Source organism: Marinicauda sp. Alg238-R41 (assembly GCF_947331485.1).
In the GTDB taxonomy this organism is placed as follows: domain Bacteria; phylum Pseudomonadota; class Alphaproteobacteria; order Caulobacterales; family Maricaulaceae; genus Marinicauda; species Marinicauda pacifica.
The window spans coordinates 425740-440442 of sequence record NZ_CAMZOJ010000003.1 but is presented as its reverse complement, the minus strand read 5'-3'; the positions used below and the strand labels follow the sequence as shown (position 1 = coordinate 440442).

The following is a 14703-nucleotide window of genomic DNA, read 5'->3' as shown; positions in this document are numbered from 1 at the left end:
ATGGCTCGCGTCACCGTCGAAGATTGCATCGAGAAGATCCCGAATCGCTTCCGCCTGGTCCTTCTGTCGGCTCACCGTGCGCGCAATATTGCCGCCGGCGCCGATATTCGCGTTGACCGCGACAATGACAAGAATCCGGTCGTGGCGCTTCGCGAGATTGCCGACGAGCGTCTCGATCTCGACAGCCTCGGCGAGAGCCTGGTCAACGGGCTGCAGCGCGTCATCCCGCAGGATGATGACGAGGCCCCGTCTCACGCCCGCTCGCAGCCGGCCGAAGAGACGGCCGAGCCCAAGGCGCTCCCCGCTCCGGCCGAAATGGACGAGGCGGCGATGCTCAAGGCTCTGCAAAGCGACCGTGACGGGCCGAACGACGGCCGGATGTAGGCTATGACGGCGCTGGCCAGCCCAGCCGCGCTTGCCTCAGCCGACGCCATCCCCAGCGCCGACGATCTGATCGCGCGTGTCCTGTCCTATCACAAGGGCGCGCCGGTCGATCTTCTGCGCGAGGCCTACGAGTTTTCGCGCGACAAGCATGCGGGCCAGACCCGCTATTCCGGCGATCCGTATTACGGGCACACGGTGGCCGTGGCGATGCTGCTCGCCGATCTGCGCCTGGATGCCGCAACCATCATGTGCGGCCTGCTTCACGACACCGTGGAAGACACGGACGCGACGCTGAGCGAGGTGTCCGAGCGGTTCGGCGCCGACGTGGCCGAGCTGGTCGACGGCGTGACCAAGCTCGGGCAGATGGAGCTGACCTCCAAGCGCACCAAGCAGGCGGAGAATCTCCAGAAACTCGTCGTGGCAATCACGCGCGACGTTCGCGTGCTGCTGGTCAAGCTGTGCGACCGGCTGCACAACATGCGCACGCTCCACCACATTCCCCGGCCGGACAAGCGCGAGCGGATCGCGCGCGAGACGCTGGACATCTACGCGCCGCTCGCCCGCCGGGTCGGGGTCAACCGGGTCTGTGTCGAACTGGAAGACCTGGCCTTCCGCAATATCAACGCGAACGCCTATGAATCCATCGTGCGCCGGCTCAACGAGCTGCGCGCGACGCGGTCCGAGGCGGTGGCGTCGGTCTCCATGGCGCTCTCAGAGCGCCTTCAGGAATCCGGCATAGACGGGCGCGTCTTCGGCCGCGAGAAGCGGCCCTATTCGATCTGGCGCAAGCTGGAACGCAAGCATGTCAGCTTTGACGAGATTGCGGACATCTACGCCTTCCGCATCATCGTGTCCGAGCCGGACGATTGCTACCGCGCCCTGGGCGTGGTCCATCAGAGCTATCGCTGCGTGCACGACCGCTTCCGCGACTACATCTCCACGCCGAAGCCGAACAATTACCGCTCCCTGCACACCACGATCATCGGCCCGCGCAATACGCGCGTGGAGCTCCAGATCCGCACCGAAGAGATGGAAGCGATCGCCGAGACCGGGGTTGCCGCGCACTGGCGCTACAAGTCGGGGCGCTATGCCTACGATCCCAAATCGGCCGAGGCGGCCGGTGGCGATCCGCTCGCGCGCCTGCGCCCCTTTGTAGAAATCCTGGAGCAGGGCGGGGATCCGGACGAATTCCTCGAGCATGCCAAGCTCGAAATGTTCGTGGACCAGGTCTACTCCTTCACCCCGAAGGGCGATCTGATCGCGCTGCCCTCGGGGGCGACGCCGCTGGATTTCGCGTTCGCGGTCCATACCGAGCTCGGCTACACGGCGGTCGCCGCCAAGATCAACGGGCGCAAGCGTCCGCTGCGCACGCGCCTGACCAATGGCGACGTGGTCGAGATCGTCAAGGGCGGAGTGCGCCAGCCGCCTGCCGGCTGGGAAGACCTGGTCATTACAGGACGCGCGCGTGCGGCAATCCGCAAGCTCATCCGCTCCTCCGAGGAAGAAGAGTTCAGCCGGATCGGCCGCGTCATCGCGGAGCACGCCTTCATGCGCGAAGGTAAGGAATTCAGCGAGAAGAAGCTGGAGGACGCGATCAAGCGGCTCGAGCGCGACAATGCCGAGGCGCTCTATATCGATCTTGGCCGCGGCCGTCTTACCTCCGGCGACCTGCTCGAGGCAGTCTATCCCGGCCACCGCGATCTGCGCCGGGCCCAGCCGGGCGACCGCGAGGTGATCGAGGACGAGAAGGCCGCGCTCTACATCTCCGGGCGCGGGCTGACGCCGGGCGTCTCGGTCCACTTTGCCGGGTGTTGCTCCCCGATCCCCGGCGACCGCATTGTCGGGGTCGTGCTGCCGGGCAAGGGCCTGGAAGTGCATGTCATCGACTGCGAAGTGCTTGCCAGCCACGAGGAAGATGACGAGGCGGCCGGTTCCGGCTGGGTCGATCTGCGCTGGACGCCCGAGGCCAGTTCCGAAGCGGTCTCTATCGGCCGGCTCACCGCCACCGTCAGCAACGAGCCGGGCGCCCTGGCCGAAATCGCCGGCGCCGTCGGTGAGGCGCGCGGCAATATCGTCAATATCCGCACCTGGTCGCGCTCGCGCGACTTCTTCGACATGGTCTTCGACGTCGAGGTGTTTGATGCGCGCCACCTGTCGAATATCCTGGCCGCACTGAAGACGTGCGAACGCGTGATCACGGTCGAGCGCGCACGCTCGCCCCAGACCGGTAACGAAGAACCGCAGGAGTAAGCATGACCAGCGACGAGGTCCTGGACGAATTCCGTGAAGCGGGTGCTTTGCTGGAAGGTCACTTCATTCTGTCTTCGGGCCTGCGCAGCCCCATCTTCCTGCAGAAGGCGCTCGTCTTCCGCGATGCTGCACGCACCGAGCGCCTGTGCAAGGCACTTGCCGCGAAGATCGACGCGGAGGTGAACGAGGAGCTGACGGCCATCGTCTCACCGGCGATGGGCGGCATCATTCCCGGCTACGAGACCTCTCGCCACCTCAAACTGCCCTTCCTGTTCGTGGAGCGCGAAGAGGGAGAGTTCCGCCTGCGCCGCGGCTTCGAACTCAACCGGGGTGACCGGGTTCTGATCATCGAGGACATCGTGACAACCGGCCTCTCCTCGCGCGAATGCATCGCCGCGGTAGAGAAGACCGGCGCGAAGGTCGTTGCCGAAGGCTGTCTGGTCGACCGGTCTGGCGGGCGCGCCGATGTCGGCGTTCCGTTGACGGCGCTGGCCAGCGTGACCTTCCCGGCCTACCCGGCTGACGATCTGCCGCCCGAACTCGAACGCATCCCGGCCGTGAAGCCGGGCAGCCGGGGCTTGCAGGCATGACGCTGCGGCTCGGCGTCAATATCGACCATGTGGCCACGATCCGGAATGCGCGCGGCGGCGCGCATCCCGACCCGGTGCGCGCGGCCCTGCAGGCGCAGAAAGCGGGCGCGGACGGTATCACGGCGCACCTGCGCGAGGACCGGCGCCATATCGGCGACCAGGACATCGAACGCCTGATCGAGGCGATCGAGGTGCCGCTCAATTTCGAGATGGCTGCCACACAGGAAATGCTTGCGATCGCGCTCAGGCACCGCCCGCATGCCGCCTGCATCGTGCCGGAAAAACGCGAGGAACGGACCACGGAGGGCGGGCTCGATGTCGCAGCCCATCACGGCCAGCTGCGCCCCTTCATCGAACAGCTGACCGAGGCCGGCTGCCGCGTCTCGCTCTTCATCGAGCCGGACCCGGTCCAGATCGCGGTGGCTCACGCGCTCGGCGCCGCGGTGGTCGAGCTGCATACGGGCAAATATGTCGAGCTGTGCTTTGCCGGGCGCACGCAGGACGCGGAACGGGAGCTGGGCCGTCTGCGCCAGGCGGCTGCGGACGGGCATAAGCGCGGACTGGAGATCCATGCCGGGCACGGCCTGACCTTCGATACCGTCAAACCGGTTGCGGCCATCCCGCAAATCGTGGAGCTGAATATCGGCCATTTCCTGATTGGAGAGGCGATATTCTCCGGGCTGGATACCGCCATCCGGCGCATGCGCGCCCTGATGGACGAAGCGCGTAGCGAGGCCGCAGCGTGATCGTCGGAATCGGCACCGATATTATCGACATCAGGCGGATCGAGCGCTCTATCGACCGGTTCGGCGACCGCTTCATCAATCGGGTCTTTTCCCAGGTCGAGCGCGCCAAGGCCGAAAGCCGCATGCGCTTTGCCGACACACTGGCCAAGCGCTTCGCCGCGAAGGAGGCCTGCGCGAAGGCGCTCGGCACCGGAATCTACCGCGGTGTGATCTGGCGTGACCTTTCGGTGGTCAACGAGCGCGGCGGCAAGCCGACCATGCAGCTCTCCGGAGCCGCGCTCGACCGGCTCAATGCGCTGATCCCGGACGGTCACGTGCCTAATGTCCAGCTGACCCTGACCGACGATCACCCCTGGGCCCAGGCCTTCGTGACGATCGAGGCGGTACCCGCGCGTGGCTAGGCGCTCCACCTACGCGGCCAACAGTGTCGCGCCCGCGGTCGCGACCGTCCCGGCGGCCGCGCCAGTGCAGGGCCGGGCGGCGCTGCGCATCATGCGGGCCTTCGCGATTGCCTTCCTGATCGCGATGGCGGTGCGCACCTTCGCCTACCAGCCCTTTTACATCCCGACAGGGTCGATGACACCCAATCTTCTGGCGGGCGATTACGTCATCGTATCCAAGTTCGCCTACGGCTATTCGCGGGCCTCGCTCCCGCTCGCCGGACCGCTTCGGGGCGAACGGGTGTTCGAGCGCCAGCCGGAGCATGGCGACGTCCTGGTCTTTCGCGCGCCGCACGAGCCGCGCCAGGCGTATGTGAAACGTGTCATCGGCCTGCCGGGTGACCAGATTGCGATGCATGGCGGCGCGGTTTATCTCAACGGCAGCGCGCTCGGCCAGGTCGCGCTCGGCGCGGACGCCCTGACGGGTCTTGAATCGCTGCGCGAGGAAATGGCCGACGGGCAGGGCTATACGGTTCTGGATCGCGGCGCGAGCGAGCTCGATCATGTGGCCGCGTTCGAGGTGCCTGCGGGCCATTACTTCGTGCTCGGCGACAATCGCGACGAATCCCGCGACAGCCGGGTGCCGCGGCCCTTCGGTCCCGGCCTGGTCCCTGCCGCGCACATCGTGGGACGGGCCGATTACGTTCTGCTATCGGTGCGGCCGGACTTCAATCTGATCAAGCCGTGGACCTGGACGCGGATACGCCAGGCCCGCACGGCCACGCGCGTGGGAGCACATTAGACGTTGAGTGACCGGGTCAAGCAGTTTCAGGATCATATCGGCTACCATTTCCGTGACGACGCGCTTCTCGAACGCGCGCTGACCCATGCCAGCTATGGTGACGGCCGGCGGCGCGCCACGTCCAACGAGCGCCTCGAATTCCTCGGCGACCGTGTGCTGGGCCTGATGGCGGCCGAACGCCTGTTTGGCGCCTTCGAGGGGCTGGACGAGGGCGGTCTGGCCCATCGCCTCAACGCCATCGTCAACAAGGAGGCGTGCGCGCGCGCCGCCCGGCGCGCCGGGCTCGGGGATGCCTTGCAGATGAGCCCGGCCGAGGAGCGGCTCGGCGGCCGCGAAAAGACCTCGATCCTCGGCGATGCTTGCGAGGCGATCATCGGCGCGCTTTACCTCGATGGCGGCCTGGAGGCCTCCGGCACCTTTTTCGAGACCTACTGGGCCGAAGACCTGACCGAGATGATCCACAGACCCAAGGATCCCAAGAGCCGCCTGCAGGAATGGGCGGCGGCAAATGACAAGTCCGCGCCGGTTTACAAGACGGTCTCGCGCTCGGGTCCCGACCACCGCCCCGTCTTCACCGTGGAAGTGAGCGTGGGCGGCGCCGGAGCCGCGCAGGCCGAAGGCGCCTCGAAACAAGATGCTCAGCGCGCCGCAGCGCGCGCACTCCTCAGAAAAGAGAATGCAGATGACCGATAACCCGACCCGCGCCGGCTTTGCCGCCATCATCGGGGCTCCCAATGCCGGCAAGTCGACCCTGGTCAACCAGCTGGTCGGGCGAAAGGTGTCCATCGTCACCCACAAGGTGCAGACCACCCGCTTTCAGGTGCGCGGCGTTGCCATCGTGGCGCGCACCCAGATCGTTCTGGTCGATACGCCGGGCGTGTTCGCGCCGCGCCGCCGGCTCGATAGGGCCATGGTCGCAGCCGCCTGGGCCGGCGCGGACGACGCGGACGTCATCGTCCATGTCGTCGACGCCCCCGCCCAGTCGCTGGTCTTCGCCGGCAAGGCCAAGGGTCAGGATGCGCGCTCCGGCCAGGATGTCGACCGTGTGATCGAAGGCCTGCGCAATGCGGACCGCAAGGCGGTCCTGGCTCTGAACAAGATTGACGGCATGAAGCGTGAAGAGCTATTCGTGATCGCTCAAACGCTATTTGAATCAGGTGTCTATGACGAGGTCTTCATGATCTCCGCGCTCAAGGGTGACGGGACGCAGGCGCTCGGCGAGCATCTGGCCAAATCCATGCCGGAAGGTCCGTGGCTCTATCCCGAGGACCAGATTGCGGACCTGCCAGAACGCCTGCTCGCCGCAGAGGTGACGCGCGAGAAGCTCTTCCTGCGCGTCCATGACGAGCTGCCCTACAATGCGATGGTGGAGACCGAGACGTGGGAAGAGCATCGCGACGGCTCGGTCAAGATCGATCAGGCCATCATCCTGGATGCCGAACGCCACAAACCCATCGTGGTCGGAAAGGGCGGGGCGGTCATCAAGGAGATCGGCCAGAAGGCGCGTGAAGAGCTGCAGGACCAGCTCGGCCGCAAGGTCCATCTCTTCCTGCGCGTTATCGTCAAACCGGGCTGGCAGGAACAGCGCGGCCGCTACACCTCCATCGGCCTGGATTTCGAGGCTTAGGGGGCTGGTTCGCTCCTATTCGCAGCCGGTGCAAGACAAATAGATGTGTCACCCCGGACGCCGCAGGCGATCCGGGGCCTCTTGCGGGCGAATTGTGCGAGCCCGCCCCCCTCACGAGGTCCCGGCTCTCGTTTCACTCGGCCGGGATGACATCCGAAATTGGTCCCGAGTTTCCATGGTGTTCTGACGCGAGGACCAACCCTTGAGGGCCGCACAGGAAGGGTCGGATGACACGCGCACCCCTCCAATTCCCGCCATCGTGATAGACACCGCTCATGGAATGGATCGAATCCGGACGCATAATTTCCGTGCGCGGGCATGGGGAAACCTCCGCAATCGTGGAGATCCTGACCCGCGATCATGGCCGGCATGCCGGGCTGGTGCGCGGCGGGCGCTCGCGCTCCATGCGCCCCGTGCTGCAGCCGGGTAACCGCGTGCAGGCCCACTGGCGTGCGCGCCTCGACGAGCATCTGGGCAATTTCCAGATCGAGGCGGAAGACCTCTCGGCCGGTGCCCTAATGGAAGACCCGCTTGCCCTGTCCGGTCTCAATGCCGCCTGCGCGGTCGCGGTTGCCGGTCTGCCCGAACGCGAGGCGCACCCGGCCGTGGCCGACGGGTTTGAGGTGCTTGTGTCCTCGCTCGACGAATCCGGTGTGTGGCCGGCGATCTACGTGCAGTGGGAGGCGGGCCTGCTGGCCGATCTCGGCTACGGGCTCGATCTTCGCAAATGCGCCGCGACCGGTCACACAGACGATCTCGTCTATGTCAGTCCGCGTACGGGGCGCGCCGTGAGTTCCGGCGCCGGCGAACCCTACAAGGACAAGCTGCTGGCCCTTCCCGGCTTCATGACCGGGCAGGGTGGGCTTCGCTCCGGTGACGTCCAGGCGGGCCTGATCCTGACCGGCTATTTCCTCGAACGCCGCGTCCTCTGGCCCTCCGACCGGGTCCTGCCCGAGGCGCGCCTGCGCATGATCGACCGTCTGGCGGCAGCGGGGATGGTGTGAGGGTGGTTTCCCGGTTTTCACCGGGAAGCGGTATTTCGGTTCTCCCCGTGCCGCCAGTCACCTGCATACTGTGCGCGCTCTTTCTCAACGCTGCGCGTCACCTGTCCCCATGAGCGTCGTGATAGTCGTGGTAGTAGGAGGCGGTGTCGTGACCCGACTCTCACTGCACCCGTTTCTGAGCGTCGCTCAAGCCAAGCCGGTCTCGCCTTCCTATACTGACCCCACACGCGAATCAGAGGGCCGGGCATGGGCGAGCACTTTACCGAAGAAGGCGGACGCATCTTTGACGAGAGTTTCGAGCAGGCGTTGTCCTCTCGCTATCTCGCCTACGCCTTGTCCACCATCACCCAGCGGGCGCTTCCCGATGCGCGCGACGGGCTGAAACCGGTTCACCGCCGCCTGATGCATGCCATGCGTCTGCTCAAGCTGGATCCCGATTCCGGTTTCAAGAAATGCGCGCGCGTGGTCGGCGACGTCATCGGTAAGTACCACCCGCACGGCGATCAGTCGGTCTATGATGCGCTCGTGCGTCTCGCCCAGGATTTCGCCGCGCGCTATCCCCTGGTGGAGGGCCAGGGCAATTTCGGCAATATCGACGGCGATGGCGCGGCGGCGATGCGTTATACCGAAGCGCGCCTGACCGAAGCCGCGCGCCTGCTCTTGCAGGACATCGACGCCGGGACGGTCGATTTCCGCGACACGTATGACGGCGAGGACGAGGAACCGCTTGTCCTGCCGGGTGCCTTCCCGAACCTGCTGGCCAACGGCGCGGCGGGGATTGCGGTGGGGATGGCGACCAATATTCCGCCCCACAACGCTGCCGAGCTGTGCGATGCCGCGCGTCACCTGATCAAGACGCCCAATGCGCGCACCGAAACCCTGCTGAACTATATCCAGGGGCCCGACTTTCCCACCGGCGGCGTTTGCGTCGAGGACAAGGCCTCAATGCTGGAGGCCTACGAGACCGGGCGGGGCGGTTTTCGTGTCCGCGCCCGGTGGACGACGGAGGATCTGGGCCGGGGAACCTGGCAGATCGTCATCACCGAAATTCCCTACCAGGTCCAGAAATCGCGCCTGGTCGAGCGGATCGCCTCGCTCATGGACGCCAAGAAGCTCCCGCTCGTTGGCGATGTCATGGACGAGTCCGCGGAGGATATCCGCCTCGTCATCGAGCCGAAGAGCCGCACGGTCGATCCCGAACTGCTGATGGAATCGCTGTTCCGGGTCACCGATCTGGAAGTGCGGTTCGCGATGAACATGAACGTGCTCGACCCCAAGGGCGCGCCGCGCGTCATGGGCCTCATCGAGGTGCTCCAGATCTGGCTCGACCATCGCCGCGAAGTCGTGGTGCGCCGGGCGCGCACGCGGCTTGGCAAGGTGGAAGACCGGCTCGAAGTGCTGGGCGGCTACATCGTCGCCTTCCTCAATCTGGACCGGGTCATCGAGATCATCCGCGAAAGCGACGAGCCCAAGCCCGCCCTGATGGCCGAGTTCTCGCTGAACGAGCGCCAGGCCGAGGCGATCCTCAACATGCGCCTGCGCTCGCTGCGCAAGCTGGAGGAAATGGAAATTCGCTCCGAGCAGGAGAAGCTTGAGGGCGAACGCGCCGAGCTGAATGCGCTGCTCGATAGCGAGGAGACGCAATGGGCCAAGGTCGATAGCGAGATCGCTCAGGTCAAGAAGACGTTCGGCCAGAACACCGAGATCGGCCGGCGCCGCACCAGCTTTGCCGATGCGCCCGATGCCGACATTGCCAGCGCCGTGGAAGAAGCGCTCATCTCGCGCGAGCCGGTGACGGTGGTGCTTTCCACCATGGGCTGGATCCGCGCGCTGAAAGGGCACCAGGACGATCTGTCGGGCCTGAAGCACAAGGAAGGCGACGAGACGCTGTTCGCGGTCAAGGCCGAAACCACCGACAAGCTGATCCTGGTCGAGACCAATGGCCGCTTCTACACGCTGGATGTATCCAAGCTGCCGGGCGGACGTGGCTTTGGCGAGCCATTGCGCCTGACCATCGAGATGGACGAGGACGCGTCGCCGATTGCGCTGTTCAAGCACGATCCCGCGCGCACGCTTCTGGTCGCTTCAAGCTCCGGGCACGGCTTCCAGATCAAGGAAGAGGCCGTGACCGCGTCGAAGCGGGGCGGCAAGCAGATCCTGAACGTGCTCGAGGGTGCCGAAGCGATGAGCGTCATCGAGGCAGACGGCGATCGAGTTGCCGTACTCGGCACCAATGGCAAGCTTCTGGTCTTTGCCCTGTCCGAGATTCCGGAGATGGCGCGTGGCAAGGGCGTGCGCCTGTTCGGCGGCAAGGGCGGCGATATCGCCGACATCACCGTGTTCAAGGCTGAAGACGGCCTGTTCCGGGTCGACTCCGCCGGCCGCCGTCACGAGGTCGAGGGATGGCATCTGTTCGAAGCCAAGCGCGCCCAGGCGGGGCGGATGGCACCGAAGGGGTTCGGCAAGGCGAAACGATTTGATGCCAGCGCGTCCAAGGCAGTGGCGAACCGGAACGGGGCCGACTAAGCTCGGCCCGCAACCCTTTGAAGGATTCGTTTGATGGGCATCGGAATGACAATCCTGATTATCGTGATCGTGGCCGCGGTCATCGTGACCCTGGTTTACAACCGGCTCGTCGCGCTTCGTCAGACGACGCGTCAGGCCTGGGGCGATATCGATGTCCAGCTGAAACAGCGCCACGATCTGGTGCCCAACCTGGTCGAGACGGTGAAGGGCTATGCTACGCACGAAAAGGACACGCTGGAAAACGTCGTGAAAGCCCGTCAGCAGGCCGTCGATGCCGGCAGCCTGAAAGATCAGGCCCAGGCCGAGAACATGCTGTCCGGCGCGCTTCGCCAGCTCTTTGCCCTCTCGGAAAGCTATCCCGACCTGAAGGCGAACCAGAACTTCCTGTCGCTCCAGACCGAGCTCGCCGAGCTGGAAAACAAGATCGCGGCCGCGCGGCGCTTCTTCAACAATGCGGTCGCCGAATACAACACCGCGATCGAACAATTCCCCGCCGTGCTGCTTGCCGGTCCGTTCGGCTTCAAGACCGAGGAGTTCTTCGAGGTCGCGACGACCGAGCGTGCGCGTGTGGAAGCTGCGCCGAACGTCAGCTTCTAGTCCGGTCGCCGCCGGGCAGGTCCGGGTGACCCAAGGATCGCGACACCATGATGAAAGCGGTCGGCCTGCGGACCTATATCTGGAACAACAATCTAAAATCGATTCTGCTTCTGGCAGGCTTTCCGCTCCTGCTCTGCCTTTTGCTTTACGCCGGCATCCTGATCTTCGGTGCGGTCGCGGGGGGCAGCGAGCCTGCCTATAAAGGGCAGGCGGTTGGCCTGGTCTTCGGCGAGGCCGCCCGGCAGCTGCCGGTGGTGCTGCCCTTTGCGCTGATCGGGGCCGGGCTCTGGTTCATCGTCGCCTGGTTCGGCCATCAGGCGATGATCGATTCGATGACCGGGGCCCGCAAGGTCTCGCGCAGCGAGGAGGCAGAGCTCTACAACCTGCTTGAAAACCTTTGCATCTCGCGCGGGATCACGATGCCGGACCTTCGCGTCATCGAGACGGGCGCGCGCAACGCCTATGCAAGCGGACTGAAGCAGGGCCAGTATTCGATTACAGTGACGCGCGGCCTGATGGAAACGCTCGAGCGTGACGAGATCGAGGCGGTGCTGGCCCACGAGCTCAGCCACATCCGGCACAATGATGTGCGGCTTCTGGTCATCTCGGTGATCTTCGTCGGCATCATTTCGGTGGTCGCGGAGATCATGGCGCGCGGACTGTTGCACGGTTCGCTGAACCGTGTCGGAGGAGCGCGTCGCGGCAAGGGAGGCAACGCAATCGTCATCGTGCTCATCGGCGTTGCCATCGTGGCGGTCGCCTACGCACTGGCGGTCGTGATCCGGTTTGCCCTGTCGCGGCGAAGAGAATTCATGGCGGATGCCGGGGCGGTCGAGCTGACCAAGAATCCCGACGCGATGATCCGCGCGCTCCAGAAAATTTCCGCCGACCCGATGATCGAGAAAGCGCCGCGCGAAGTGCGCGAAATGTTCCTGTACGATCATGAAACCGGATTTGCCGGCCTGTTCGCCACCCATCCTCCGATCGACAAACGTATCGCCGCCTTGGTGGAATATGGTGGGGGACGGACCGGAGGCGCCCCGGTCTAGGAATCCTGCCGATCGGTATCGTCGACGCGCCCGCCGATCGCGCGATCGTCCTCTGTCTCGGCACTTGAGACCAACGGGGGCTCGTCCCGATCCTCGTTCAGGAGCGGCGCATAGGACTGGGCGTAGATGTACCAGACCGAGATGAAGAGCGCGGCGATCACCGGGCCGATGATCAGACCGACCGGCCCGAACAGCGTCAGACCCCCGACGGTCGAAATCAGGATCAGGAGGTCAGGCATTTTCGTGTCCTGGCCGACCAGGATCGGACGCAGGACATTGTCGATCACTCCGACAAACAGGGAGCCGTAGAGCGCCAGACCGATCGACGCGGCGATCTGGCCGTCAAACCAGAGAAAGAGCGCTGCCGGACCCCAGACCAAGGGTGGGCCGACCAGCGGCACAATGGAGAGCACGCCCGCCACGCCGCCCCAGAAGGCGGCGCCGGGAATGCCGCATATCGCCAGGGCGATCCCGGTGAGCACCCCTTGCACGACCGCAATCACGAACGTGCCCTTGACCGTCGCGCGGATGGTCGAGAGCGCGCGCTCGGCCAGCAATTCGCGATCCTTCGGTGCCATCGGGATCAGGTTGATCGTATTGGCGGCCATGGTCCTGCCCGACATCAGGAAGAGGTAGAGCGCGAAGATCAGCACGATGACATGCAGGAAAAGCGCGAAGACATTGCCGGTCGCGCTTCGCAGCGCGCTGACGATCATGGTCCCGGCCCGCGACGCCAGATCACCGAGCTGGCTCGTCAGCTCGCCCTGATAGGTTATTATGACGTCCTGAAACGGCATCCATCCGGGCAGCGCGCCCACACCGTCCTGGCGCCAAGCCGCAACCTGGTCCTGGAGCCAGGGCGTGATGGCCTGGGTGACCTCCACCGCCTGGCGCGCAATCAGGAACAGCATCGCACTGACCGGCAGCAGGATCACGACTGCGGTGAGCACCATCACAAGGCTGGCCGCGATGCGGGCCCGGCCGCCCAGAAGGCGGGCGAGGTTCTGCTGCACGGGCATGAGCAGCAGCGCCAGCACGGCCGCCAGGAACAGCACCGAAAGAAAATCCCGGATCATCCACAGGAATACAGCGGAGATACCCAGCGCCAGAACGACGATGAAGGCGCGCTGCAGGATCAACCGGTCGCCGGCATCGCGCGTTTCGTCGGATTTGTCAGTCATAGAGCAATCCAGGCAGGGCTGTCGCAAGCCAGGGCATGAGAATGATGACGACGATCGCGGCGAGCTGGATGAACACGAACGGCATCGCTCCCCTGTAAATCGCCCCAGTGGTGACTTGTTCCGGCGCGACCCCGCGCAGGTAGAAGAGCGCAAAGCCGAACGGGGGTGTCAGGAAGCTGGTCTGCAGATTCATCGCCATCAGAACGCCGAGCCAGACCGGATCGACGCCCATCATCAGCAGGACGGGCGCCACGATGGGCACCACGACGAAGGTGATTTCGATGAAGTCCAGGAAGAAGCCAAGCAGGAACATCACGATCATCACGGCTGCCAAGGCGCCGAAGACACCGCCGGGCATGGAGGTGAGCAGATGCTCTACGCTCTCGTCACCGCCCAGTTCACGGAAGACCAGGGAAAACAGGGATGCCCCGATCAGGATGACGAACACCATGGACGAGATCCGCGCGGTCGCCGTCATCACCTCGTCCAGCACGCCGGTTCGCTTCAACCGCCACAGCGCGAGAAGCGTGGCCAGTCCTGCGAGCGCACAGACGGCATAGGCCGCGCCCAGGGCAAGGCCTGCATCGGCCGTTTTGAGATCGATCACCCCGGTGGAGAAGATCAGCAGGAGCAGGCCCGCGCCTCCCAATGCGATGATGGAGCGTCCGTAGCCCGGGTTGGTCGCGGCGCCTGCATTCCTGAACCCGGCCAGCAAGGTCGCCCCCAGCGCGCCGACGGCGGCCGCTTCGGTGGGTGTGGCCAGACCGGACAGGATCGACCCGAGCACGGCCACGATCAGAAGCAGAGGTGGAATGAGCGCGCTCAACAGCGCGCGCCAGCTCAGCTTCAATTCACCGCGGGCAATGGCCGGCGACCCTTCCGGCTTCAGGTGTGCCATCACCAGCTGGTATCCGACATAGACCAGCACCAGCAGGACGCCGGGTATCAGCGCGCCGGCAAACAAATCCCCGACCGAAACGACGTCAGGTGAGAATATGCCCTGTGCGCGCTGTGCTTCGGCATACGCGCTCGAAAGCTGATCGCCGAGCAGCACCAGAACGATTGACGGGGGGATGATCTGCCCGAGCGTGCCGGCGGCAGCGATCGAGCCGGATGCCAGCGCGGGATCGTACCCGCGCCTCAGCATGGTCGGCAGGGAGAGAAGCCCCATCGTCACCACGGTCGCGCCGACAATCCCGGTTGATGCCGCCAGCAGGGCGCCGACCACGACGACGGAGATGCCGAGCCCGCCGCGCATCGTGCCGAACAGGGCACCCATCGCCTCCAGCAATTCCTCCGCCACACGCGATTTCTCCAGCATCACGCCCATGAAGACGAAGAGCGGGACGGCCACCAGAATGGCTTTGTCCATCTCCATGATGTTGCCGTAGATGCGCTGCGGGAAGGCACGCAGATGGATGGGATCGAACACGTCCAGCGCCACGCCGAGGATCGCGAAGGCAATCCCAACGCCGGCCAGAGTGAAGGCCACCGGGTAGCCGCGCAGCAGCGCCGCAAAGGCGAGGGCGAACATCGCGAAGGGCAGGGTCTCGTAGAACACCGCCAT

14 protein-coding genes are annotated in these 14703 nt (G+C 65.1%); 12 read left to right on the top strand and 2 right to left on the bottom strand.

Annotated features, from left to right (window positions below):
* From rpoZ to PGP17_RS14035, 12 genes are all read left to right on the top strand, one after another.
* On the top strand, positions 1-384 hold the full coding sequence (gene rpoZ, locus PGP17_RS14090; protein ID WP_135943805.1) for a DNA-directed RNA polymerase subunit omega: 384 nt from the start codon (positions 1-3) through the stop codon (positions 382-384).
* Between the two features lie 3 nt (positions 385-387).
* On the top strand, positions 388-2634 hold the full coding sequence (locus tag PGP17_RS14085) for a RelA/SpoT family protein (RefSeq protein ID WP_135943804.1): 2247 nt from the start codon (positions 388-390) through the stop codon (positions 2632-2634).
* Positions 2635-2636: 2 nt separating this feature from the next.
* Positions 2637-3224 (top strand): orotate phosphoribosyltransferase, encoded by a 588-nt coding sequence (gene pyrE / locus PGP17_RS14080; protein ID WP_270375977.1) that lies wholly within the window; start codon positions 2637-2639, stop codon positions 3222-3224.
* Entirely contained in the window at positions 3221-3970 is a 750-nt protein-coding gene (locus PGP17_RS14075) for a pyridoxine 5'-phosphate synthase (RefSeq protein WP_270375976.1), read from the top strand. Before pyrE ends, PGP17_RS14075 begins: the two co-directional genes overlap by 4 nt.
* Positions 3967-4371, top strand: a complete 405-nt coding sequence (acpS, locus tag PGP17_RS14070; protein WP_135943801.1) for a holo-ACP synthase — start codon at positions 3967-3969, stop codon at positions 4369-4371. The genes PGP17_RS14075 and acpS overlap by 4 nt, the downstream gene beginning before the upstream one ends.
* The gene (gene lepB / locus PGP17_RS14065) at positions 4364-5152 is read left to right on the top strand and encodes a signal peptidase I (protein ID WP_135943800.1); all 789 of its coding nucleotides are present in this window, start codon (positions 4364-4366) and stop codon (positions 5150-5152) included. Before acpS ends, lepB begins: the two co-directional genes overlap by 8 nt.
* Positions 5153-5155: 3 nt before the next feature.
* Positions 5156-5845: a ribonuclease III gene (gene rnc, locus PGP17_RS14060; RefSeq protein WP_135943799.1), complete on the top strand. Its 690-nt coding sequence runs from the start codon at positions 5156-5158 to the stop codon at positions 5843-5845.
* On the top strand, positions 5829-6779 hold the full coding sequence (gene era / locus PGP17_RS14055; RefSeq protein WP_442915167.1) for a GTPase Era: 951 nt from the start codon (positions 5829-5831) through the stop codon (positions 6777-6779). Before rnc ends, era begins: the two co-directional genes overlap by 17 nt.
* Before the next feature lie 275 nt (positions 6780-7054).
* On the top strand, positions 7055-7783 hold the full coding sequence (gene recO, locus PGP17_RS14050; RefSeq protein ID WP_270375974.1) for a DNA repair protein RecO: 729 nt from the start codon (positions 7055-7057) through the stop codon (positions 7781-7783).
* 246 nt (positions 7784-8029) lie between these two features.
* Entirely contained in the window at positions 8030-10309 is a 2280-nt protein-coding gene (parC, locus tag PGP17_RS14045) for a DNA topoisomerase IV subunit A (protein ID WP_270375973.1), read from the top strand.
* 33 nt (positions 10310-10342) lie between these two features.
* The gene (locus PGP17_RS14040) at positions 10343-10906 is read left to right on the top strand and encodes a LemA family protein (RefSeq protein WP_371872210.1); all 564 of its coding nucleotides are present in this window, start codon (positions 10343-10345) and stop codon (positions 10904-10906) included.
* A gap of 47 nt (positions 10907-10953) precedes the next feature.
* On the top strand, positions 10954-11955 hold the full coding sequence (locus PGP17_RS14035; protein ID WP_270375972.1) for a M48 family metallopeptidase: 1002 nt from the start codon (positions 10954-10956) through the stop codon (positions 11953-11955).
* On the opposite strand, the gene PGP17_RS14030 is transcribed toward PGP17_RS14035, so the two are convergent.
* Together PGP17_RS14030 and PGP17_RS14025 are read right to left on the bottom strand one after the other, a co-directional pair.
* Positions 11952-13136, bottom strand: a complete 1185-nt coding sequence (locus PGP17_RS14030; protein ID WP_270375971.1) for an AI-2E family transporter — start codon at positions 13134-13136, stop codon at positions 11952-11954. The genes PGP17_RS14035 and PGP17_RS14030 overlap by 4 nt on opposite strands.
* Positions 13129-14703, bottom strand: coding sequence for a TRAP transporter large permease (locus tag PGP17_RS14025; protein WP_270375970.1), 1575 nt, complete (start codon positions 14701-14703; stop codon positions 13129-13131). The genes PGP17_RS14030 and PGP17_RS14025 overlap by 8 nt, the downstream gene beginning before the upstream one ends.